Raw genomic sequence first — 22,213 nt, 5'->3', positions numbered from 1 at the left:
CCGTCACTTTTCCTATACGATCCGGTGGGGGCGTCAGCATGTCGCAGCGTTGTGACTGATGTCAACAGGTTCCCGGGGACGCAAGAAAGGACCTCACGTCACGATGGACGACGAAGCGACGATCGCGCGGGGCCGTAGGGCCGTGCCGGGCGGAACGCCGCCGGCACGAGCTGGCGGCCGGCTTGCCGACGAGGTGTACGACACGCTGCTCGGACAGCTGATGTCGCTACGGATCGAACCTGGCTCCCGCGTCACGATCGACGTCCTGGCGCGAGAGCTGGGGGTGTCGCAGACGCCGATCCGAGACGCGCTGAACCGCATGGAGGCCGAGGGCCTGGTCGTCCGGGTGCCGCATGCCGGCTATCGCATCCCGCCCCAGATCACCCGGCACCGATTCGAGGACATGCTCGAGGTCCGCCTGCTCCTCGAGCCGGCGGCGGCCCGCAGATCCGCCGAACGCGCCTCATCCGCGCAGGTGGCCGGTTTGCGCCGGATGTTGGCGGAGATGGCGGAGCTGGAGGGGGGCGACGCGCCCACCGCCTACGGCGCCTTCGGGCTGCGCGACGCCGCCTTCCACGATCTCGTCGCGGTGAGCGCGGAGAACCAGGTCATCCGCGAGACGCTCGCTCGCCTGCACAGCCACGTGCACCTCTTCCGGCTGCACCATGACACCCAGGTCACGCACCTGGCGATGGCCGAGCACGAGGAGGTGGTGGCCGCGATCGCCGCGCGTGACCCCGACGCGGCCGCCTACGCGATGCGTCGACACATCCTGCGGTCCGGCGAGCGTTTCCGACGATTGTTCGACGAGGCGGGGGACGCGAATGGAATGGCGGTAGAGGCTTGACGGGCGGGCTGGGCCGAGGAATGCTAGCGCAATCCGATCGGATCGGATTGGATCCATCCCAGCCGCCCCCAGACGCGAGGAGAAGCAGGTGCCCAGAGCGCTGCTCCTGACCGGTGACGCCGCCGAGGAGCTCGACACCATGTATCCCTACTATCGCGTGCAGGAGGGCGGCTGGGACGTCGACGTCTCGTCACGGACGATGCGTGACGTGCAACTGGTCATCCACGAGTTCGACCCCAACTCCGACGCCTACGTGGAGAAGGACGGCCGGAAGCTGCCGGTCGACGTGCCCTGGGCCGACGTCGACGTCGAGCGCTACGACGCCCTGATCATCCCCGGTGGACGTGCCCCCGAGTGGATCCGGACCGACGCCGACGTCAGGCGCATCACCGAGCACTTCTTCGCGCGCAACCTCCCGATCGCGCTGGTGTGCCACGGCGCGCAGGTACCAGCGGTGTACGGGCTGCTGAAGGGCCGCAAGACGGCATGCTTCCCGCCCATCACCGGTGACATGGAGAACGCGGGCGCGACGGTCATCGACGCTCCCGACGTCGTGGACGGCAACCTCGTCTCCTGCCGGGGCTGGCCCGACATGCCGCAGTTCGGCAGGGCGATGATGGAGGTCTTCTCCAAGTCCGTCAACCCCGCGTCGGCATGAGCGCACCTGGCCTGCCCCGGTGACGGCACTTCGGACCGTCACCGTCGACGGCTCCTCCGTCCACGTCCTGGAGAGCGGCGCCGGGCCCGCGGTGCTGATGCTGCACGGCTCCGGACCCGGCACGACCGGGTCCGGAGCCTGGGCATCGACGGCGCAGGCGCTGGGCACGTCCTGGCACCTGCTGGCTCCTGACCAGGCGGGGTTCGGGCGTACACCTCTCCCGGCGGGCTCCCGGGGTGGGCTGCGGCTCTGGACGGAGCAGGCCGCAGGCCTGATGGACGCCCTCGGTATCGCGTCCTACGCCGTGGTGGGTCACTCCATGGGCGGCGCCGTGGCGTTGGCGTTGGCGGCCGCGCGCCCCCAGCAGGTGACCCACGTCGTGGCGGTCGCGACGATGGGCGCCCCCGGGGCACCGCTCTCCGCCGACCTCGACGCGATCTGGGCCGCCCCCGCCGGCCCGCTCGGCGCACGGGACATGCTCAGTCGCCTCTTTCTCGACCAGGCGCTCGTGACCGATGCGGCCGTCGACGCCCGGGCGGCCGCGATGCGAGCGGGGGCGGACGCGTTCGCGTCGCTGTTCCCCCCACCTAGGGCGCGGTGGGTCGACGACCTCACCCTCTCGGCGCAGACGCTGGGCGCGATCCGTGCGCCTGTGCTGCTCGTGCACGGTGCCGAGGACCGGATCACCCCGCTCGAGACGGCGGCTTTGCCCCTGCTCGCACACCTGGCCGACGTCCGTCTGCACGTGTTCGGCCGATGCGGGCACGTGCCGGCGATCGAGCACCCGCACGAGTTCAGGCAACTGCTGTCGGGCTTCCTCCGCCGACGCCGCGGCGATGGTTCAATTATCTGACCGGATCCGTCCGGTCAGCCGATCCATCTCGTCATGTCGAAAACGACCGGAGCGTAGTCGTCGTTCGCCTCAACCCTTGGTTGAGCCACCAGCGTGTTCGTGCGGATGACCGAGGCTACCTCTTGCGGAAAGGTTCCCCCGCTTCCGGGGCGTATGCCGCCCCGCGATTCCACGAGGGGCAGGTCGAGCCCGTACATCTCGCCCGAGGCGGTCAACCTGATATAGACGCGGCACCGCCCGTCGCCGACAAGCATGAAACCGGCGCACGAGTAAACATCCTCGAACCAGGGGAATCCGCCACCATGGATGAATATGCTGAGCATGCCGAACAGGTTCTGGTCGTACCACGCCAGGCCGCGCGTCGAGTCAAATCCAGCGTCCAGGGCCGATACGATGAGGTTGCCGTGGCTGTCACGGAACGTCGGCACATCGGGTGCGGACTGCCAGGAATCGAGGGACGACGCAGCCACTCTCATCCACTCGACAGCGGCATCCACATCGAGTTCGCCGTCGCCGGCCAGTAGTTCGAACTCAAAGCCTGTCCCGTGAGTCATCGTGGTGTCGGGACAATAGAACACCCGAGCCTTCTCGTCTCCGACTCGAACCAGGCCGCGGAGTTGTGGCCCGCCATTCGGCAGTGAGCCCGGTGGAGCCATCACCAATGGCGCGGCATGTCGAAGCAGCCGTCCAAAGGTGGCGTCCACCGAGCTCACCGCTCCTCCGTTCCTGTCCCGCCGGCTCAGCTACCCGGTACTGTTGCCGCGGGTCCGTGGCTCAGGCTACCGGAAGCGACTCAGGAGATCTGGTTCACCCAGCTAGGGCACTTGGTCACGCCTTCGCAGTAGGCGGTGATCGTGCCGACATTGCGGCCATCAGGGGTCACGTACCTACCGTCATCGGTCCTGCTGGCCGCTTGGGTGACGATACGGACCCTAATCTTGATCGACCCATTCGACAGGTCCGTCAACAGTGCCTGGTATTCGATGTGGGAGCCCTGATCGACAATAGGCCTCGTGGTGTTGGGAATTACCCGGAAGGGCGCCATGGTCGTCAGGTTGTGCCGGGAGGCGTAGTGCGAATAGCCGAGGTTAGCATCGCCGAATCGAGTAGGAACATATGTTCCTCGCCCGTCTGTCTGAGCCCAGAGCGCCTGGTGCCAAGGAGTCCCGCCCACGGGGTCACGCTGGGGCGCCGCACCACCACTACTGTCGGCCGTCCGCTCCTCAGGGGCGGCGCGCAACGCTCCATCATCGGAAGAAGCCGGGGCTCCAGTGGCGATTGCGTCGCTGCCGAACCTGGCGGCATACTCGTCATGACTCAAGAAGGCCACGGTGGTTTCCGGCGGCGAGGCGGCTTTTGGGGCGCCAGACGCCGCGGATTGCAGAGACACCGCGACGGCGGTGACGGCGACAGCTGCGGCGAGAGTGCGTGACGGAACCGCGTTGAATCTCCGACTTCCCTGTCCCACGAAACAGCTCCTTAGGCCAAGCAATTGGTTGATAAACATCCTTGCGCGTCGCCATGGTTTCGTGCCACCCCTTGACATTGGCGAGAATGGATGGAAGGATTCTCGCGAATAACTGCGTCGTTTCATCGCTGGTGGCGTGCGTCCTCGGCAAACCTCAAAGCGAGGATGGTCTGGACGATCGGGGTGGGGCAGCGGGGCAGCGGTGAAGCTCCGTCAGGATTTCCAACCCAGTGCTTCGGCAGGGTCCGTTCTGGCCTGCGGTGCCGTGTGGTCTCGTCCGTGGGCGCGGCAAGTCATCGCCGCCCAGTCTCATGCCCTGTCCGGAAAGGACTGCGCGATCCACCTCCGACGTTTCTTCGGCGAGCACAATGGGTGGCGATAACACAAGAGAGCCCGGGGCGCCGACCGCGCTACCGGCGGTGCGGCCGGATGTTGTGGTTGAGGTGGAAGGCGTTCTGCGGATCCCAGACGGTCTTGAGCGCGGCCAGCCGGGCGAGCTTGGCGGCCGGGTACGCCCGGCTCACCCCGCGTTGCCCCTCGTCGGCGGCGAGCGAGTTGACGTAGACGCCGTGGGCGTACGGGTCGAGCGCGGCTCCGGCACTGCGAGCCGCTGCCATCCGCTCGTCGTCCTCGGACGGCTCGGTCCAGCGGGAGCCGGCACCGTACTCGAACATGGTGCCACGGTGACTGAACGCGGCGTCGGCGTCCGCGACGTCGGCGATCGCCCCACCGTGGGCCTGCAGGCCGACGCCGGGCAGGTGGCTGCCGGCGGATAGGTCTCTCGCGCCGCGCAGCAGGAATGCCTCGATCGCTGCGGTGGGGAACTGTTGCAGGTAGTGCGCGCTGGAGTACCGACGGTAGGCGTGGCCGCCGGTGGTGTCGTCGCGTTGCTGGAGTTCGAGGTATGACGGAGTGGTGACCCGTTCGGCGACCGGACGCCCGAGTGCGCGCATCGCCGGCAGCAACCGGCGAGCTGGTGCGGGGTCGCCGACCCAGACGAAGCCGACGGTGGCGATCGGGCCGCTGGGCGTGCTGTGCACGTCGGCGGTGAAGGTCGCCTGCCGTGGCGCGACGGCGTTGAGGTCCCGCCAGCCTTCGAGCACCGGTACGGCGTCCTCGGCGCGGAAATCGAACTCGGCGACCAGGGTCTGCGTTCCGGTGTGGTGCAGTTGGAAGTCGAAGTCGGTGACGATGCCGAAGTTGCCGCCACCGCCGCGCAGACCCCAGTAGAGGTCGGGGTGCTCGGTTCGGCTCGCGGTCACCACCCGCCCGTCGGCCGTGACCATCGTGTAGGAGACGACGTTGTCGCAGGCCAAGCCGTGTTGGCGGGCGAGCCAACCCATGCCGCCACCGAGGGTCAGGCCGCCGACCCCGGTGTGCGAGACGTTACCCGCGGTCGTGGCGAGACCGTATGGCTGCGACGCCCCGTCGAGCGCGCCCAGCAGCGCGCCGCCCTGGACCCGGGCGCGCCGCCGGACCGGGTCCACCCGGACGGCGTTCAACGCGGTCAGGTCGATCATCAGGCCGTTCGCCGGAACAGCGAGGCCAGCCACGTTGTGCCCGCCGCAGCGCACCCCGATCTCCAGGTCGAGTTCCCGGGCCAGGCGCACCGCGGTCACCACGTCGGTGACGCTCGCGGGCCGCGCGATCATCCGCGGGCGACGGTCGATCATGGCGTTCCAGACGGTGCGCGCGGCGTCGTAGTCCGGGTCGTCCGGGGTGAGGAGGCGGAGGTTGGTCGCTGTCGTCATACGGCTGAGCCTGCCGGAGATCGGTACCCCCGTTAAGGTCCTATTGCATGGGCCGCACCAGGACCAATTCGAGTACGGCGACGGACCTGCTCATTGCTGTCGACCGGTCGGCGGCCGAACCGCTGCACCGACAGATCGCCGCCTCGATCCGGGGCGGCATCCGGGCCGGCCGGTTGCGTCTCGGGACGTCCCTGCCACCCACCCGCACCATCGCAGCCGATCTTGGGGTGTCGCGCGGCGTCGTGGTCGAGGCTTACCAGCAACTCGTCGCCGAGGGCTACCTCACCAGTCGGGCGGGCGGCTACACCCAGGTTGCGGTCGAGTTGGTTCCGACGCCGGTGCAGCGCCGCGTCGGGGACCGGCCGGCGGCCACGATCGACTTCGGGTACGGCCGCACCGACGTGTCGTCGTTCCCCCGGGCCGCCTGGCTGCGTTCGGTACGCACAATCCTCACCACCGCGCCGAACGAACACTTCGCCTACCTCGACGGGCGTGGCGTGCCCGAACTGCACGCAGCCCTGGCCGACTACCTCAACCGCGTCCGTGGCACCTCGGCCCGCCCGGAGAACGTGGTGATCTGCAATGGCTACGGCCAGGGCGTCGCACTGCTGATCCAGGTACTCGCGGCGCGCGGCGCCCGCCGGCTGGCCGTCGAGGATCCGTCCCCGGACGACGACGCCCGCCCCGTCGCGGCCGCCGCCGGCCTGGACGTGATCGGCATCCCGGTCGGGCCCGATGGCATTCTCGTCGAGGCACTGGAACAGACCGATGCGGACGCCGTCGTGCTGACGCCCTCGCACCAGTGGCCGACCGGCGGTGTCCTGTCGGCCTCCGCGCGGGCCCGGGTGATCGACTGGGCCCAGCGTCGAGGCGCCGTGGTAATCGAGGACGACTACGACGCGGAGTACCGCTACGACCGCTCGCCGATCGGCGCCATGCAGGGGCTGGCGCCGGAGACCGTCGTCTACTGCGGCACGGCGAGCAAGACCCTGGCGCCAGGGCTGCGGCTCGGCTGGCTGCTCGCGCCGTCACACCTGGTCGACGAGATCACGGCGGCCAAGGTGCTGGCCGACCGCGGCTCTCCCGTCATCGACCAACTGACCTTCGCCGACTTCCTCAACCGCGGCGAGTTCGACCGGCACCTGCGGCGCATGCGCCCGATCTACCGCCGCCGCCGGGACACCCTCCTGGCCGCACTGCGCACCCGGCTGCCCGACCTGGAACCAGTCGGTGTCGCGGCCGGCCAACACGTCGTTACCTGGCTCCCGCACGACCTCGACGAGGCTCCGGTCGTGGCTGCCGCCGCCCGGCGCGGACTGAGCGTGCAGGGCGTCTCCCGGTACCGACTGAGCCCCGCCGGACCCGGCGGGCTGATCTTCGGCTACGCCGCCCTCACGGAACGCTCCATCACCGACGGAGTGGCTGCCCTTGCCGACGCGGTTGCGGAGGTCCGTGCGCAGCGCAGCCGGAAGGCCTGAAGGCCGAAGCCGCTCACCGGAGCGACGTCGACCCGCAGCTGCGGGCGAGCACCGTCCGTGCGCAGCGCGGTCCCACCACGGCCGCCGGGTGTGGTTGCGTGGACCGGCCGGCGACATTTCGTCCTGGCAGGCAGAACCGGTGGCGAGGTTCGCCAGGACTGCTCGGAGTGGTGGCGTTCAGCGGCCCCGCATTGTGCACTTTCGGAGGATGGTCGGTTGGCTTGAGTGAGACAACATGCCACCCGGTCACGGTAGTCAACATTGCGTCAGGTGACGTTGCTCTCTTCGCCAGCGACATTCTGCCGTCGCCGTTAATTGAGGAGATGTGCCTTTCGAGCCCATCATCATCCATGAGGTGCGCAGGGGAAGTTGCCGAAGTGTCCCGGCCAGAATGGCGGAGCGCGGAACGTGTGACCGAGCGGCGCGTGACCAGGGAGGGCGGATGTCCTTGGTGGACGCGTCACGATTAGGGTCGCGCTGGGTCGACGTCGAGATGCGGTGCCTGCACTGCCCGGGTCTCGGTGTCGGAAGCATGACAGGCGGCGACGGCACCGAGGGCGGGGCCGGAGTCTTGCATGGAAATTCAAACGCATCAACCCTGATGTGAAATTTTTAATGGGTTTTCAGGTCCGCTGTTCCGCACTTGTCCGGCTCCGCACCTTGAATGCCGCGAAACGCTGAGGTGTCCCACAGGTTGGCGATTGACAAACGCCCACCAGATGTTGCCGGCCATTCGTCTCACTCCCCGAGAACGGGGCCAGATGGCGAAGAACCATGCGCTAGTTTCGATGCGGCGTCGAACTGGTCTTTCCGGAGGGCGTGGCTTTCCGTCTTCCTCGGAGCGACGAGGCTCCCTTTTCCGCTATTCGGTTCCGGAACCTCAGTCGGCTTGGAGGATGGTCCTTGCGCGCATTGTCCGGGGTCATCCCGCCTGACCGTGACCGGCGCGTGCTCGCGCTGGTCACGCTCGCCGCCACGATCGGAAAGGGCATCTTCCTCACCGCCGGCGTCCTGTTCTTCACCCGCGCCGTGCACCTCCCGGCGGTCCAGGTCGGTGCCGGCCTCAGCATCGCCGGCCTCATCGCGCTGCTGGCCGGGGTGGCCGCCGGACACCTGGCCGACCGGCGCGGCGCCCGCGAGTGCTACGTCGGCGCGCTCGGGATCGGCGCCGCCGCCACCTTCACCCTGCTGTTCGCTCGCGACTTCTGGTCGTTCCTGGTGCCGGTGACGGTGGCGATCGCCGCGCAGGCCGCCGGCATGGTGGTCCGCGGGCCGGTGATCAACCAGATCGCCGGCGCCAAACCACAACCACTGCGCGCGTACGTCCGGGCCACCACCAACGTCGGCATCGCCCTGGGCGCGGCCCTGGCCGGTTGGGCGGCGCAGCGCGACACGGTCGGCGGGTACCGCTGGTTGATCGTCGCGAACGCCCTGATCCTGCTGGTCGCCGCGCTGACCGCGGTCGCCCTGCCGCACGTGCCCCCGGCCGGCGCGCAGCACCCGGGCCAGCGCTGGACCGCGGTGCGCGACCTGCCCTACCTGTCGCTGGCGGTGCTCGACGGGGTGCTGTCCATCCAGTACCGCATCCTCACCGTCGCGATTCCGCTGTGGATCGTGGTGGCCACCGGTGCGCCCCGCTGGCTCGTCTCGGCCGCCGTCGTCCTCAACACCGCGATCATCGTGCTCTTCCAGGTACGGGCCAGTCGTAACGTCGACACCCCGCAGCGGGCCGGCCGCACCATGCGCCGCGCCGGGTTGATGTTCCTGCTGGCCTGCGCGCTGATCTCGTCCGCCGCGGGCGCGCCCGGCTGGGCCGCGGCCACGCTGCTGCTCACCGGCATCGTGGTGCACACCGTCGGCGAGCTCTGGCAGGCGGCCGGCGGCTTCGAGTTGTCCAACGAACTCGCGCCGAAGCACGCGGTGGGTCAGTACCTAGGTGTCTTCGGCATCGGCATGGGACTGGCCGAGTCGTTCGGACCGGTCCTGCTGGTCAGCCTCTGCATCGAGTGGGGCCGCCCCGGCTGGTACGTGGTCGGCGCTCTGCTGGCCGGCGCCGGGCTGCTCGTCCCGCCGGTCGTGCGGTGGTCGCTGCGCACCCGGATTCCGGTCACCCATCCCGAACCCAGTCTGTCACCCGGCTGAAAGGACGTCATGACCTCACATCGCGCCACTCTGACGCCACAGATGCTCAAGTACGCCGAGAGGTTCGACGACCGCGCCGAGATCCGCTGGATGCCGTACCTCATGTACTTCCATCCGACCGACCACCGGTCCTCGGTGGTCAACACCGACCGGCTGGGCTTCCGGATCGCCGAGGGGCCGGGCGCCAGGGCGTCGGCCGGCGGCAACGTCCCGGACGGCCCGGTCAACGTGATCGCCGGTAGCTCCACCGTCTTCGGCATCGGCGCGTCGAATGACGGGGCCACCCTGGCCTCCCGCCTCTGGCACCTGCAGGGCGCCGACCGTCCCTGGCTCAACTTCGGGGGCCGCAGCCACAATTCGACGCAGGAACTGCTGCTGTTCACCCTGTACCGGCACCTGCTGCCGCGGATCGACCGGATCGTGTTGCTCTCCGGCTTCAACGACCTCGGGCTGGCCCGGCTGCCGCGCTGGATGCAGGGTGATGACGGCGCCTTCTTCAACTGCCACGAGTACTACGAGCAGATCGACCAGCTGAAGATTCGTCAGCGGCGGGAGGCGGGCGCGTCTCGGCGTGAGGCCAACCGGGTCACCGACCGCAGCGCGGCCGACCTGGCGGTGCCGGACCTCGACACGCAGATCGCCGACGCCGTCGAACGGACGGTCCGCCACCTGGACACCTGGCGGCTGCTCGCCGCGGGCCTGGGCGCGAAGCTCACGTACGTGCTCCAGCCGTTGGCCCCGTGGGTCCGGGAGAAACCGGCCCCCGAGGAGGAGCTGATCTTCGGCGAGCTCGACCAACTCGCGAACTTCGGCAAGGCGTACGGGGACATCTCCCGGATGGACGTGGGCCGCAGGTACGCCGACGAGCTCGCCCAGGGATGCCAGAAGCTCGGAGTTCAGATGTTCGATCTGAGCCCGCTGCTGGCCGACGCCACCGCCGCCGACGAGTGGCTGTTCGTCGATCGCATCCACTTCACCGACCACGGACACGACGTCGTCGCGCGACTGCTCGACGCCAATCTCTAGGGGGACAAGACCATGAAGTGGCTCAGCGCTCTCTTCCAGCGGGTGTTCCGGCGTCGCCAGAAACGCGGCCAGGACTCCACCATCTACCCGATGTTCTGAGGTGACCCAATGGCTGTGCCCACGCTGACCAGCGCGGCGCCCCGGCACGGGCCGGCACCGGCCTGGCTGCGCACCCTGTACGCCGACATGACCGACCCGGAGTGCGAGGTGGCCCCGCAGGCCGTCGCCGACATCCACACCGAACTGCACCGCGTGGCCGGGCCGGTGGTGGACGATTTCGATCTCGAGACCGCCGCCCGGGAGGTGCGGACCTGGTCGGACCGGGAGGCCGAACGCTACCGGCGACTGTGGGACGACGCCGAACCCGACGACGACGGCCGGGACGTGCTGCTGCGCCGCGCGGTGCTCGGCTGCGCGCCGCTGGGCCTGGTGGCCGGCGCCTGGCTACAGTGGCTGACCAGCATGGCCGAGGCGGACGACGACCTCGCCCTGGTGTGCCTGCGGCTGTACGCCGGGGATGTCGGCGCCGGACACGCCCGCGACTCACGGGGCCACGCGTTCCTCGCGCTGCTGCGGGACCTCCGGCTCGCCGACAACGCGAGCCCGGTCGCCGGGATCGCGCTCGACCAGCGCATCGCCGACCGAGCCTTCTACCTGCCGGCGCTGCTGCTGCTGATGAGCCGACGCCCGGAGGAGCTGCGCCCGGAGATCCTCGGCGCGGACCGCTGCCTGCGGGCGGTTGGGCTGCCGCCGCCGCTCGCCAGTGCCCGGGCCGCCCTCCCGCTGCCCTACTGGCAGGCGCTGGACCTGGGTTCGGCGCACGGCCCGGAGTCGGTGACCGCCACCGAGCTGTCGGCTGCCGCCGCCGGTCGGTGCGACAGGGACCGGGTCGCGCTCGGCTTCCGCTGGGCGTTCGCCGCGGTCCGGGTGTGGCACGCGCAGGTGCGTTCGGAGCTGCTCCGGTCCCTGGATCCGGCCGAGGAGATGGCCGAGCTGGTGCGCGTGCGGGCCCGCGAGGGGGCGGTGTACCACCAGTCGTTCCCGCTTGAGGGCCGGCCGCTCTCGCAGTGGATGACCGAGGCGCAGACCGACCCGTGGCCGCTGCTGAGGGCGCTGTCCCGCAGCAAGCTCATCCGGCCCGGCAGCCCCGACCGCAGCCCGCTGATCACCGGCCTGATCGGGGAGCGGGGCGCGATGTTCCGCGTCTTCGCCCCCGAGGACGTGGTGGTGGTCCGGCGCTGGGTGGCCAGTCTGGACGGCGCCGAGATCGCGGCCGGCACGGAGGCCGACGCGTCAGCGGCCACCGACACCGACTCACACCGCGCGGCCGGGGAGCCACCGGCGCCGCGTTGGCGGGTCTACCGCTCCGCCAGCTCAACGACCGGCAAACCCGACCTCCGTACCGCCTACGCGCTGCTGCAACGCCGGACGATCACCCCGGAGTTGCGGCGCTATGCCGTCGAGTACGTGCACGGCTGGCTCGGCCGCGCCGGTCATCGGATGGCGGAAGCGGAGGTGATGCTGCCGCAGCGATGGCCCGCCGAAGGGCTGCGGCCGTGGCTGGCCGCACAGCACGAGCGGCACGCGGCCGGATTCGAGCGGAGCGGTGCCGACGCCCTGCCCACCCGGGAGGAGCTGATCGAGTCGTCCGTGCAGCTCGCGCCGCTCACCATGATCGACGGGGCCTGGCTGCAGGGGTTCACCGACTACGAACTCGCCTCCTCGCCGATCGGCTTCTCCCTGTTCGAGACGTACTGGGACGAGCTGGGCAACGGCGAGCCACGGCTCAACCACCCGCTGATCTACCGGCAGCTGATCGCCGGCATGGGCCATGACCTGCCGCCGACCGGCACGCTGGAGTTCGCGCGCTGGCCCGGCTTCGCGGAGCGTTCGTTCGAGCTGCCGGTGTACTGGCTCAGCATCGGGCGCTTCCCGCGCACGTTCCTGCCGGAGATCCTCGGGCTGAACCTCGCGATGGAGCTCTCCGGCGTCGGCGGCAGCTACCGGCGGGCCCGGCTCGCGCTGAAGAAGTACGGCTTCGACACCCGCTTCGTCGACCTGCACAACACCATCGACAACGTCGCCACCGGCCACTCCGCGTGGGCGGCCGACGCCATCAACACGTTCATGGCCGCCGGCTCGACGTCCGGCGAACCGGCCCTGCGCGATGCCGCGTGGCCGCGGATCCGCCGCGGCTTCCGATCCCTCAACCCGCCCAACGGCCTGATGGCCCGCTGGGCCGCCGGGCGGGCCAGACGCACCAGCCGCCGCAGCCAGAGCCGGGAAGGCGCACACGATGACTGACCTCGTCCTCGGGATCTCTGCCTACTATCACGACAGCGCTGCCGCGCTTGTCGACGGCGGCCGACCGATCGCCGCCGCGCAGGAGGAACGGTTCACCCGCCGGCGCCACGACCGGTCCTTTCCGGCCCGCGCGGTGCAGTACTGCCTCCGCGCGGCGGGGGTCACCCTCGACGACGTGACGGCGGTGGCGTACTACGAGGACGCCAGCCTGAAGTTCCGCCGGGTCCTGGCCACCTATCTCGGTGCCGTGCCGCGTGGCCGGCAGTCCTTCCAGGCCACTCTGCCGCCGTGGCTGAGCTGGAAGCTGCGCACCCCGCGCCAGGTGGAGCGCGAGCTCGCGGCGCTGGGCCTCGGCACGGTGCCGCCGATCTCGGTACGCAAACACCACGAGTCCCACGCGGCGTCAGCCTTCTTCCCCAGCCCGTACGAGTCGGCCGCGGTGCTCTGCATCGACGGGGTCGGCGAGTGGGCCACGACCACGCTGTGGCACGGCCGCGGCGACAGGCTGGACCAGCTCGCCGAGCTGCGCTTCCCGCATTCGCTCGGGCTGCTCTACTCGGCGTTCACCTACTTCTGCGGATTCAAGGTGGACTCCGGGGAGTACAAGCTGATGGGCCTGGCGCCGTACGGGCGACCCCGCTTCGCCGACCGGATCCGAGAGAAGCTGATCGACCTCAAGCCGGACGGCACGTTCAAGCTCGACATGCGCTACTTCGAGTACCACCGTGGCCAGGTGATGACCGGCCGTGGCTTCGAGCGGCTCTTCGACGGCCCGCGGCGCTCGCCCGAGGGGGCGTTGACCGAGCGCGAGTTCGACCTGGCCGCCTCGGTACAGCAGGTCACCGAGGAGGTCATGCTGCGGCTGGCCGCCACGGCTCGCGAGCTCACCGGGGAGCGGCGGCTCTGCCTGGCCGGCGGGGTCGCGCTGAACTGCGTCGGCAACGGCAAGCTCGCCGAGGCGGGGGTCTTCGACGAGATCTGGATCCAGCCGGCCGCCGGGGACGCCGGAGGCGCGCTGGGTGCGGCGCTGGCGGTCACGGCGGAGCGCGGGGCGCGGCGCGAGCACCTCGCCACCGGCCGGGACGCGATGGCCGGGTCGCTGCTCGGCCCGGCGTACAGCGATGCGGAGATCGGCGCCTACCTGGACGGGCACGCCATCCCGTACCGGCGGATGGAACGGGACGAGCTCAGCCGTACCGTCGCGGAGAAGCTGGCCGACGGGGCTATCGTCGGCTGGCACCAGGGCCGGATGGAGTTCGGGCCGCGTGCGCTCGGTGCCCGGTCGATCCTCGGCGACCCGCGAAACCCGGACATGCAGTCCACGATGAATCTGAAGATCAAGTTTCGGGAGTCGTTCCGGCCGTTCGCGCCCGCGGTGCTGGCCGAGCACGCCAAGGACTACTTCGAGATCAACCAGGAGAGCCCGTACATGCTGCTGGTCGCCGGGGTGGCCGACCAGCATCGGCTGGAGGTGCGGTCGGGCGGCGAGCGTACCGGGCTGGATCTGCTGAAGGTGCGGCGCTCCACGATTCCCGCTGTCACCCACGTCGACCACTCGGCGCGGGTGCAGACCGTCGGACCGGACGTGAACCCCGCGTTCCACGCGTTGCTCGGCGCGTTCAAGGAGCACACCGGCTGCCCGGTGCTGGTCAACACCTCCTTCAACGTGCGCGGCGAGCCGATCGTCAACACCCCCGCCGAGGCGTACACCTGCTTCATGCGGACCAACGTCGACTACCTGGTGATCGGTAGCTTCCTTCTCGACAAGGCCGAGCAGCCGCCGTGGACCGCCGACGACAACTGGCGTACCGAGATCCCCCTGGACTGAAGGAGTCTGATGCGGAACTTTTTGCTCGCCGTGGTGTACCTACTGGTCGTGGTGCCGGCTGGGTTCGTGGCCCGTCTCGTACGGGATCCGCTGGACCGGGCCGTCCGCCCCGAGCAGGACAGCTACTGGCACTACACCCCGGTCGGGCGCGCCGCGGTGACCGGGAGCGTGACCCGATGACGTTCCTCGCGTTCGTCGAGAGCAACATGACCGGTACCGGCATGCAGGCGCTGCGCCTGGCCCACGAGCGCGGCCTGCGGATCGCGTTCCTCACCTCGGACCTGGCCAAGTACAACACCGACCCGGACGCGGCCCGGACCATCAGTGACCTCGCCGACGAGATCGTCGAGTGCGACACGCAGAATCCCGACGTGATGGCGAAGGCGCTGCGCGCGCTGCCCGGCACGGTGGGCGGCGTGATGACGGTGATGGAGTACTTCGTGCCGGTGACCGCGGCGACCGCTCGTCGCCTGGGTCTGCCCGGGCTGGATCCGGCCGCCGCCGACATCGCCCGGGACAAGGGCCGGTGCCGTGTGGTCTGCCGCGAGGCGGGGGTGCCGGTGCCCGGCTTCCGATTTGTCGACTCCGCCGCCCTGCTGGACGAGGTGCTCGACGAGATCGGCGTACCCTGCGTGATCAAGCCGGTGGACGAGTCGGCCAGCATCGGTGTGACGCTGTGCCACAGCCGGGAGCAGGCGCACACCCGGATGACCGAACTCGTCGCCTCCCGGACCAACTCCAAGGGGCAACCGCGGGTGCCGGGCGGGCTGGTCGAGGAGTGCCTGTTCGGGCATGAGGTCAGCGTGGAGACGTTCACCGCCGACGGGCGCACTGTGGTTCTGGGGGTGACGGACAAGCTGCTCGGCCCGGTGCCGTACTTCATCGAGCTGGGTCACACGTTCCCGTCCGGCCTACCGAAGCAGGTGCGCGAGGCGGCGGTCGACGTGGCGTTGGCGGCGCTGAACGCCATCGGGTTCGACTTCGGCCCGGCGCACACCGAGGTCAAGCTGACCGATCGGGGACCGGTCCTGATCGAGGTGAACGCCCGGGCCGGCGGCGACTTCGTCCCCGATCTGGTGCGCCACGCCACCGGCGTCAGCCTGCTCGACCAGACCATCGTCGCCGCGACCGGCAACCGTCCCGAGCTGGCACCCACCAGCCAGGGCGGTGCCGCGATCCGGTTCCTGGCCGGGCGGAGCGGTACGGTCGCCGCGCTGCCGGACACCGCCGTCCTGGCCCGCTTCCCGGAGGTGGTCGCGTCCCGGATCAAGGCGGTCCCCGGCCAGCGGACCACCCACCCGCGGAACAGCCACGAGCGCCTGGGCTATGTGATCACCAGTGCCGACTCGGCCCACCAGGCGGCGGTGGCCGCCGACGCGGCCGTGGCCCAACTGGCGCTGACCTACGAACCCTGACCCCGGCTACCGCACGGCTGTGCTGTCACTCGTACCGGTACTTCAGCGAGTCCGCCTCGGCCTGCTCGATGTCGGCGATGGTCAGCTCGGGCATCCGCAGTTGGGCAAGCGTCACCTCGGCCGAGGTCGGCTGGGCGTCCGCCGGCAGCCACTGCTCCGGGTCCCAGGCACCGCTGCGCAGCAGCGCCTTCGGGCAGTGCGGGTAGACCTCCTCGATGCCCAGCACCAGCGCACTGGCCGGCGGCTTACCCACGGCGGTCAGCTGGGACAGCAGGTCGGGGCGAGTGGAGACGCAGGCGCGGCCGTTCACCCTGAGCGTCGTGGTGCGCCCCGGGATGACGAAGAGCAACCCGGCCCGGCCGGTGCCGACGACGTTCTGCAGGCTGTCCAGACGTTTGTTGCCGGTGGCGTCCGGTATCGCCACAGTCCGTGCGTCCAGAACGGCGACGAACCCCGCGGGGCCGCCGCGCGGGGAGACGTCACAGTTGCCGCTGGCATCCACTGTGGCGACCAGGACCAGCGACGAGCAGCCGATCAGCCGCCGGGTCTGCTCGGTGAGTTCGGTCATCTGCTTGCGCACTGCCGCGTCGCTGGGAAGTTCGTAGGCCCGGCGTAGCTCCTCCTGGTCGGAAACCGCGTCCAGGCGCAGCTCGTCGAAAGCACTGGCGGCAGGGGCAGGCGTCATGCTGCCGACCCTAATCGACCGCCCACCCGCATCCCTGCCCACGTCCTGCTCGCGACACCGGTCATCCTGATCTCCCTGATCCGTCCGTGGGCGGACCGACCCTGCGCACGCCTGCCGGCCAACTGGCGCTGAGCTGGTCGGACGGCCGGCGAGCCGCGAGTCGACGAGTGGATAGGGCCGAGTGGCAGGGGCAGGCATCTCGCGAACGGGAACATGGTGGAACTGCGCGACATCGAGACCATTCTGGTGCTCGCCGAAGAGCTGCACTTCGGTCGGACAGCGCAGCGACTGCACGTCACCACAGCGCGGGTCAGCCAGACCATCAAGCAGCAGGAACGCCGCATCGGTGGCCTGCTGTTCGACCGCTCCACCCGTGTCGTCCGGCTCACGCCGCTTGGCGAACAGCTGCGCGACGACCTGCGGCCCGTCCACGCCGACCTGCTGGCGAGTGTCAAACGGGCCCGGCGGGTCGCGCAGGGCATCACCGGCACGCTCCGCGTGGGCATAATCCCTTTCAACACGTACGACCTGCGCCCGTTCTGGGACACGTTCCGCCAGCGGCACCCGCAGTGGTCGTTGCAGATCCGCCGGGCCCCGTTCGTCGATCCGTTCGCCGCGCTACGTGCGGCGGAACATGACATCCTCGTCGCCTGGCTGCCCGTGAACGAACCGGACCTGACGGTGGGGCCGATCCTCTTCGGCGACCGGCGGATCCTGGCGGTGTCGACCGACCACGAACTGGCCCGACGGCCATCCGTGTCGCTGGAGATGCTCGCCGACTTCCCGAACGGAACGGGGCAACGCCTGCCGGACTACTGGGAAGACGCGTACCTGCCGTTTCAGAGCCCACGCGGCCATGCGATCAAACGTGGCGCAACCGTCGGTAACAGCGACGAACTCATCCATTTCGTCGCCCTCGGCGAAACGGTCCAGGTCTTCCCCGTCCACGTGACCGACCACTGGGCCATGCCGGACGTGCGGTGGTTGCCCATCACCGACCTGCCCCGCCTGGATTACGCCCTGATCTGGCGCACCGAGACGGAGACCGAGATCATCCGGTCGATGGCACGGGTCGTCGACGAGCTGTCCCCGCTGTCCCGCTAGTCGCGCTGACCGTCAACGTTGGCCGGGTCGCGGTTCAGCCGGAGCGGTTGTCCCGCCGAATGCCGCAGCTCCCGATCGGCACACCGTCAACCGTCGGCCAGGCCGTTGTCGGCGAGCCACTGCGGGTCCGGCGCCACCATCTGCAGCACCTCCACCAGTAGCCCGTCGGGGCCGGCGACCTGGAATCGGCGCTGTCCCCACGGCTCGGTCACGAGCGGCAGGACCACCTCCAACCCAGCGGAGCGCAGCCGTTCGAACTCGGCGTCAACGTCGGCGACCAGGAACGCCAGCATCGTGCCGACCACCGCCTTGCCCCGGGTCGCCTGCGGCCACGATTCGTGGTCGCGCTGCACGAAGTCCAGGCTGACCGTTGGATGATCGGCGTGCTGGGTGTTCACGTACCAGCCGAGGTCGACCCCGACCTTGAACCCGAGATGTTCGGTGAACCACGCCGCGCTCGCCGTCGGGCTGCCCGCGGCGATCGCCATCCCCATCATCGAAAACTCCATACCTGCCCTCATCCTGTTCCTTCGACGGGCACGGCCCCGCTCTGCTCAGAGCGTGGCCCGAGACCGGCTGGCGACCTCCGCGCCTGATGCCACAAGCGTCCGGCACCCACCGGTCCCGGATCAACGACGATTTCGCACCCGAGCCGTCAAGCCGTAGTTGATAATCGATCGTGCGGTGGGCGGCTCTGACAGAGCACCCGACGGGGTTGTGGCGCGGCTCGTCGAGTGGATCATGCCGGTGGGCCCCGGCGGAGCAGGCCGGACCCGTCCGCTCAGCAAGGTGCGCACATTGGTTCGAGCGCCCCGCCGGCCGAACGGACCGTCCTCGCCGGTGGTTGCGGGGTAGCGGGCCGCCGATCGGTTGTGGGGATTCGCCCGGCTTCTTCAATCTCGCTGACAGAAGTCTCGTTCGTGCCGGATATTGGTGCTGTACCGGAATCCCAGTCCCGGTGTGACCGGCAGCGAGACGCCCATCGAACGTTCTCGCCGCGTCCGGTCTGTGCCTCCACGTCCAGCACCCGACAGGATTTTGCGGAAGGGGATGCCGAATGAACACTGCTCCTGACACGTCCGGCCAGGGGGCAGGGCTACCCACTATCGTGCTCGTGCACGGGGCGTTCGCCGACTCGTCAAGCTGGCATGGGGTGATCGCTCACCTCAAGCGGCGAGGCTACCCGGTGATGGCCGTGGCCAACCCGCTGCGCGGTGTGCAGCAGGACGCCGCCTACGTTCGCTCTGTTGTGGACACCGTGGCTGGTCCGGTCGTGATGGCCGCTCACTCGTACGGCGGCGCAGTGATGACGGAGGCCGCGGATGGTGCCGCCAACGTGAAGGCTCTGGTGTACGTCGCCAGCATCAGCCCGGAGGTCGGCGAGAGTGTGGTCGGCCTGATCATGGAGCATCCCGGAAGCCAACTCGGCACCTCCATCAAGATGGTTCCGTTCCCTCTCGCCGACGGCGGCACGGCCATGGACCAGTACATCCAGCAGGACAAGTACCCGGCTGTGTTCGCCGCTGACGTCGCCCCCGACGTCGCCGAACTGATGGCGGTCACCCAACGGCCGGCCGCGGAGAGCGCCCAGACCGGGGCGGTGACCAAGGTCGCCTGGAAAACCATCCCGTCGTGGACCCTGGTCACCACGCAGGACCGGGGCATTCCGCCGGAGCTGCAGCGCTTCATGGCCCAACGGGCCGGGTCCACCACGGTCGAGATCGACGCGTCCCACGCCGTGGCGGTCTCTCAACCCGGCCCTGTCGCCGACCTCATCGACACCGCCGCCCGCGCCACCACCGGCTAGGCGTTCTGTCGCCCGGGCAGGCGTAGAACCTGCTCTCGCGCCGCAGTGTCCGGCCCGGACGGGCCGGACGGGCCCACCGCCCACCGACCGGGCGCTGAGGACCGACGTCGGGGCGGCGACCGGAGTCGCGTTGATCGATCCGACGAGCGGGCAGGCTCCGCTGTCGCGCCGAGCCTGCCCGCCGTTGTCAATCCGGCCTGTTCCAGCTGGGTCGGATCTCGTGCCCAGCCCTGTCGGTCCGCACGCTCTCGAACGACGCGTTCGGTGAATCAGTCATGATCATCAAGCGCGGGGCGTGAGCCGGAATTGTTGGTTGGTTTGTCCGTGGCAGTCGTAGAGCTGGATCTGGGCGCCGTTGGCGGTGCTCCAGGCGTCGAGGCATCGTCCGGACTGGACGTTGCTGATGGTGCCGTTGGAGTTGAGGTTCCACTGTTGGTTGGTTTGGCTGTGGCAGTTGTAGATCTGTACCGCCGCGCCGTTGCCGGTGCCGGCCGCGTCCAGGCACATGTTGCCGTACACCTGTAGTTGTTTGCCCGAGGTGTAGGTCCAGGTCTGGTTGGTTTGTCTGTTGCAGTCGTAGAGCTGGACCCGGGTGCCGTTGGTGGTGGCGGCGTTGGGTACGTCGACGCACCGGCCGGACTGGGTGCCGACGATCTCGCTGGCCGAGCCGGGCGGGGTGGTGGGCGGATCAGTGGGCGGGTCGGTGGGCGGGGTGGTCGGCGTCGACGGCAGCAGCGGGCAGGTGCTGCGGTAGGTGACCACGCCGCTGTTGTCCAGCAGCGGACACAGGAACTGGCTGTACCTGGTGTCGTTGTCGACGAACATCTTGACGAACGGCAGCATCGTCCGGACCATCACCGGGTTCGACCGGCCGACCATGAACCCGTGGTCCGCGCCGGCGACCTCCACGTAGACGCTCTCCGTCGTGGTCGGGAGGCTGTTGTACAGGCCGGTGGCGTAGGACGGGGTGACCACGGTGTCCGCCTGCCCAGCGAAGATCATCGTCGGCACCCGGTCGTTGGCCAGGTTCGACGACGGCGAGTACGGCGCGATGCCGACCACTGCCTTCAGCGACGGACGCCGGATGGCCGCGCTCAGCGCTCCACCGCCGCCCATGGAGTGACCGGCGACGGCCAGCCGGGTGGGGTCGACCCGGTCGCGTACCGGGCTCTGCTGGGTGAGGTAGTCCAGCGCGGCGAGCAACTGGGTGCCGCGGGCCGTGTCGAAGTCGTTGCGGCTGTTGGTCTCGATGCCGATCACGACGAAGCCGTGCGAGGCCAGCCACGGCCCCATCCAGGCCAGCTCGGCGGAGAACAACGCGGTGTAGCCCGGCGAGATGGCGATGGCCCCGAAGGTGCCCTGGCTGGTGTCGGTCGGGTAGTAGATCCGGCCACCGTTGAAGCCGTACCCGGTCGGGACGCTCACCGACGTGTTGGCGAAGGGGCCGTTGACGGCGGTGACGCTGGTCCGGGTGGGGTCGGGGCCGCGCTGGTACGGGTTGTCGGCGGCCGACGCCGACCCGGTCGCCACGGTCACGGAGAAGAGCCCGACGGCGGCGGCGATCCCGGCGGCGACGAGTTTGAGCAACCGCCCGCGGGGACGGGGGGACGGCCGGTCGGCAGTGGTGTTCCCGGCGGGCGGGGGGCGGTACGTGTCTTCTCGCACTGTCGGTACCTCCTGGTGGTGGGGGAGCGAGGGGCGGGCGGCTCGATCTGTGCGAGCCCGCCCGCCCCGGGGATGTCCGGACGTCAGCGTTGCAGCGTCAGCAGACCCGGCCGGTACGGCAGCAGGCCGTAGTCACCGCCGGAGCTGGGAGAACGCCCCTGGTAGAGCAGTTGCAGGTTGCAGGCGTCCACGGTCATCGTCTGATCGGCGTTGGTCCGCAGCAGCTCACCGTGGCTGATGTCGTTGGTCCAGCTGGCACCGCTGTTGGCCTTGCCGGCGAACGGGTTGCTCTCGGACGTGGCCTGTGGCGTCCACGTGCCACCCAGGCTGGTGGCCGTGAACGACCGGAAGTAGCGACCGTTCGAGCCGATCGCCTCGACGATCATGAGGTACTTGTTCAGGCCCTGGAGCTTGTAGACCTGGACGGCCTCGAAGAGGTTGTTCGTCGAGTCGGTCATGATCGTCGTGTAGTTCGAGCCGAAGCTGCCCGGGAAGTTCCCGATCGGCATGCTGGCCCGGTAGATCCGGCCGTTGTCACCGGCGAAGAACAGGTACATGTTCTGGTCGTCGCCGATGATCGCCTGGTCGATCGGGCCGGTGCTGGAGTTGGAGATGCTTCCGGTGAACAACGTCTGCGCCGACGACCATCCGTTCGGGTTGGTCGGGTCGCTGGAGGTCCGGTACGAGAACGCCGGGCCGCCCCACTGGTAGGCCAGCACCCAGATGTTGCGCGGCGCGAAGTAGAACAGCGACGGCGCGACAGTCGCGGAGTTCATCGCGTTCTGACTGGCCGAGCCCATCTGCGAGTAGTTGCTGAAGAGACCGAAGTTCATCGAGCCCCACGTGGTGCCGGTGTCGTGCGTGGTGGCGTAGACGAGCTGCTGGCCGTTGTACGGCGCGACGGTGAAGTCCTTCAGCGAGACCCAACCCGATCTCGGCTGCGCCAGCGCGCCGGTCGAGGACCAGCGGTACGAGGAGGGCAGGTCACACGTGCCACCGGTCGGCGGCGGAGTCGTGGGCGTCGGCGTCGGCGTCGGGGTGCCACCGCCGACGGAGTTGAGCCGGAATTGCTGGTTGGTTTGGCCGTGGCAGTCGTAGAGCTGGATCTGGGCGCCGTTGGCGGTGCTCCAGGCGTCGAGGCATCGTCCGGACTGGACGTTGCTGATGGTGCCGTTGGAGTTG

19 protein-coding genes are annotated in these 22,213 nt (G+C 69.5%); 12 read left to right on the top strand and 7 right to left on the bottom strand.

All coding sequences use genetic code 11. The features are described 5' to 3' along the window. The first annotated feature begins 193 nt into the window (after positions 1 to 193). The 3 genes from JM949_RS05645 to JM949_RS05635 all read left to right on the top strand — a co-directional run bounded on the left by JM949_RS05645 (position 194) and on the right by JM949_RS05635 (position 2,358). Positions 194 to 847 carry a GntR family transcriptional regulator gene (locus JM949_RS05645; protein ID WP_309232019.1) on the top strand — a complete coding sequence of 218 codons (654 nt, stop codon included), beginning with the start codon at positions 194 to 196 and terminating at the stop codon, positions 845 to 847. A gap of 88 nt (positions 848 to 935) precedes the next feature. After that, positions 936 to 1,505: a DJ-1/PfpI family protein gene (locus JM949_RS05640; protein ID WP_203147378.1), complete on the top strand. Its 570-nt coding sequence runs from the start codon at positions 936 to 938 to the stop codon at positions 1,503 to 1,505. A 19-nt stretch (positions 1,506 to 1,524) separates the two neighbouring features. Then, positions 1,525 to 2,358: an alpha/beta fold hydrolase gene (locus JM949_RS05635; protein ID WP_203147377.1), complete on the top strand. Its 834-nt coding sequence runs from the start codon at positions 1,525 to 1,527 to the stop codon at positions 2,356 to 2,358. Positions 2,359 to 2,372: 14 nt separating this feature from the next. Here JM949_RS05635 and JM949_RS05630 read toward each other — a convergent pair whose 3' ends face one another. The 3 genes from JM949_RS05630 to JM949_RS05620 all read right to left on the bottom strand — a co-directional run bounded on the left by JM949_RS05630 (position 2,373) and on the right by JM949_RS05620 (position 5,577). After that, a complete protein-coding gene (locus JM949_RS05630) occupies positions 2,373 to 3,071 on the bottom strand; it encodes a hypothetical protein (RefSeq protein WP_203147376.1) in 699 nt (232 codons plus the stop codon). 80 nt (positions 3,072 to 3,151) lie between these two features. Further along, the gene (locus tag JM949_RS05625) at positions 3,152 to 3,679 is read right to left on the bottom strand and encodes a hypothetical protein (RefSeq protein WP_203147375.1); all 528 of its coding nucleotides are present in this window, start codon (positions 3,677 to 3,679) and stop codon (positions 3,152 to 3,154) included. Between the two features lie 557 nt (positions 3,680 to 4,236). Then, positions 4,237 to 5,577: an FAD-binding oxidoreductase gene (locus JM949_RS05620; RefSeq protein ID WP_203147374.1), complete on the bottom strand. Its 1,341-nt coding sequence runs from the start codon at positions 5,575 to 5,577 to the stop codon at positions 4,237 to 4,239. A 47-nt stretch (positions 5,578 to 5,624) separates the two neighbouring features. On the opposite strand from JM949_RS05620, the gene pdxR reads away from it, so the two are divergent. The 7 genes from pdxR (at position 5,625) to JM949_RS05585 (ending at position 15,770) form a co-directional block, all read left to right on the top strand. Next, positions 5,625 to 7,055, top strand: coding sequence for a MocR-like pyridoxine biosynthesis transcription factor PdxR (pdxR, locus tag JM949_RS05615; RefSeq protein ID WP_203147373.1), 1,431 nt, complete (start codon positions 5,625 to 5,627; stop codon positions 7,053 to 7,055). 903 nt (positions 7,056 to 7,958) lie between these two features. Beyond that, complete coding sequence (locus JM949_RS05610; protein ID WP_203147372.1) at positions 7,959 to 9,197, top strand: MFS transporter; 1,239 nt, start codon at positions 7,959 to 7,961, stop codon at positions 9,195 to 9,197. Between the two features lie 42 nt (positions 9,198 to 9,239). After that, a complete protein-coding gene (locus tag JM949_RS05605; RefSeq protein WP_203147371.1) occupies positions 9,240 to 10,223 on the top strand; it encodes an Inducer of phenazine A in 984 nt (327 codons plus the stop codon). Positions 10,224 to 10,331: 108 nt separating this feature from the next. Next, positions 10,332 to 12,527 (top strand): iron-containing redox enzyme family protein, encoded by a 2,196-nt coding sequence (locus JM949_RS05600; protein WP_203147370.1) that lies wholly within the window; start codon positions 10,332 to 10,334, stop codon positions 12,525 to 12,527. Beyond that, positions 12,520 to 14,355 (top strand): carbamoyltransferase family protein, encoded by a 1,836-nt coding sequence (locus JM949_RS05595; protein WP_203147369.1) that lies wholly within the window; start codon positions 12,520 to 12,522, stop codon positions 14,353 to 14,355. Before JM949_RS05600 ends, JM949_RS05595 begins: the two co-directional genes overlap by 8 nt. 9 nt (positions 14,356 to 14,364) lie before the next feature. Further along, positions 14,365 to 14,535: a hypothetical protein gene (locus JM949_RS05590; protein WP_203147415.1), complete on the top strand. Its 171-nt coding sequence runs from the start codon at positions 14,365 to 14,367 to the stop codon at positions 14,533 to 14,535. Continuing rightward, positions 14,532 to 15,770: an ATP-grasp domain-containing protein gene (locus JM949_RS05585; protein ID WP_203147368.1), complete on the top strand. Its 1,239-nt coding sequence runs from the start codon at positions 14,532 to 14,534 to the stop codon at positions 15,768 to 15,770. The genes JM949_RS05590 and JM949_RS05585 overlap by 4 nt, the downstream gene beginning before the upstream one ends. A gap of 25 nt (positions 15,771 to 15,795) precedes the next feature. Here JM949_RS05585 and JM949_RS05580 read toward each other — a convergent pair whose 3' ends face one another. Then, positions 15,796 to 16,455, bottom strand: a complete 660-nt coding sequence (locus JM949_RS05580) for an MSMEG_1061 family FMN-dependent PPOX-type flavoprotein (protein ID WP_203147367.1) — start codon at positions 16,453 to 16,455, stop codon at positions 15,796 to 15,798. Positions 16,456 to 16,668: 213 nt separating this feature from the next. On the opposite strand from JM949_RS05580, the gene JM949_RS05575 reads away from it, so the two are divergent. Continuing rightward, positions 16,669 to 17,559 carry a LysR family transcriptional regulator gene (locus JM949_RS05575; RefSeq protein WP_238432643.1) on the top strand — a complete coding sequence of 297 codons (891 nt, stop codon included), beginning with the start codon at positions 16,669 to 16,671 and terminating at the stop codon, positions 17,557 to 17,559. A gap of 86 nt (positions 17,560 to 17,645) precedes the next feature. On the opposite strand, the gene JM949_RS05570 is transcribed toward JM949_RS05575, so the two are convergent. Continuing rightward, entirely contained in the window at positions 17,646 to 18,068 is a 423-nt protein-coding gene (locus tag JM949_RS05570; RefSeq protein ID WP_203147366.1) for a VOC family protein, read from the bottom strand. A 548-nt stretch (positions 18,069 to 18,616) separates the two neighbouring features. Here JM949_RS05570 and JM949_RS05565 point away from each other — a divergent pair. Then, entirely contained in the window at positions 18,617 to 19,366 is a 750-nt protein-coding gene (locus tag JM949_RS05565; protein WP_203147365.1) for an alpha/beta fold hydrolase, read from the top strand. Positions 19,367 to 19,648: 282 nt separating this feature from the next. Here the strand turns inward: JM949_RS05565 and JM949_RS05560 are convergent, their stop codons facing one another. Continuing rightward, the gene (locus JM949_RS05560; RefSeq protein ID WP_203147364.1) at positions 19,649 to 21,031 is read right to left on the bottom strand and encodes a poly(ethylene terephthalate) hydrolase family protein; all 1,383 of its coding nucleotides are present in this window, start codon (positions 21,029 to 21,031) and stop codon (positions 19,649 to 19,651) included. Between the two features lie 83 nt (positions 21,032 to 21,114). Beyond that, positions 21,115 to 22,213, bottom strand: a 1,099-nt coding sequence (locus JM949_RS05555; RefSeq protein WP_203147363.1) for a non-reducing end alpha-L-arabinofuranosidase family hydrolase, incomplete at its 5' end; no start/stop codon positions are given.

The organism is Micromonospora tarensis (assembly GCF_016803395.1).
Lineage (GTDB): Bacteria > Actinomycetota > Actinomycetes > Mycobacteriales > Micromonosporaceae > Micromonospora > Micromonospora tarensis.
Note: the sequence above shows the minus strand (reverse complement) of the source record. Positions and strands in the feature narration are given on the sequence as shown.

Excerpts from the sequence above, each read along its gene's own strand:
- JM949_RS05575 (WP_238432643.1), top strand. The coding sequence starts at position 16,669 with ATGGTGGAACTGCGCGACATCGAGACCATTCTGGTGCTCGCCGAAGAG.
- JM949_RS05580 (WP_203147367.1), bottom strand. The coding sequence starts at position 16,455 with ATGACGCCTGCCCCTGCCGCCAGTGCTTTCGACGAGCTGCGCCTGGAC.
- JM949_RS05585 (WP_203147368.1), top strand. The coding sequence starts at position 14,532 with ATGACGTTCCTCGCGTTCGTCGAGAGCAACATGACCGGTACCGGCATG.
- JM949_RS05620 (WP_203147374.1), bottom strand. The coding sequence starts at position 5,577 with ATGACGACAGCGACCAACCTCCGCCTCCTCACCCCGGACGACCCGGAC.
- pdxR (WP_203147373.1), top strand. The coding sequence starts at position 5,625 with ATGGGCCGCACCAGGACCAATTCGAGTACGGCGACGGACCTGCTCATT.
- JM949_RS05595 (WP_203147369.1), top strand. The coding sequence starts at position 12,520 with ATGACTGACCTCGTCCTCGGGATCTCTGCCTACTATCACGACAGCGCT.
- JM949_RS05570 (WP_203147366.1), bottom strand. The coding sequence starts at position 18,068 with ATGGAGTTTTCGATGATGGGGATGGCGATCGCCGCGGGCAGCCCGACG.
- JM949_RS05605 (WP_203147371.1), top strand. The coding sequence starts at position 9,240 with ATGCTCAAGTACGCCGAGAGGTTCGACGACCGCGCCGAGATCCGCTGG.
- JM949_RS05565 (WP_203147365.1), top strand. The coding sequence starts at position 18,617 with ATGAACACTGCTCCTGACACGTCCGGCCAGGGGGCAGGGCTACCCACT.
- JM949_RS05590 (WP_203147415.1), top strand. The coding sequence starts at position 14,365 with ATGCGGAACTTTTTGCTCGCCGTGGTGTACCTACTGGTCGTGGTGCCG.
- JM949_RS05600 (WP_203147370.1), top strand. The coding sequence starts at position 10,332 with ATGGCTGTGCCCACGCTGACCAGCGCGGCGCCCCGGCACGGGCCGGCA.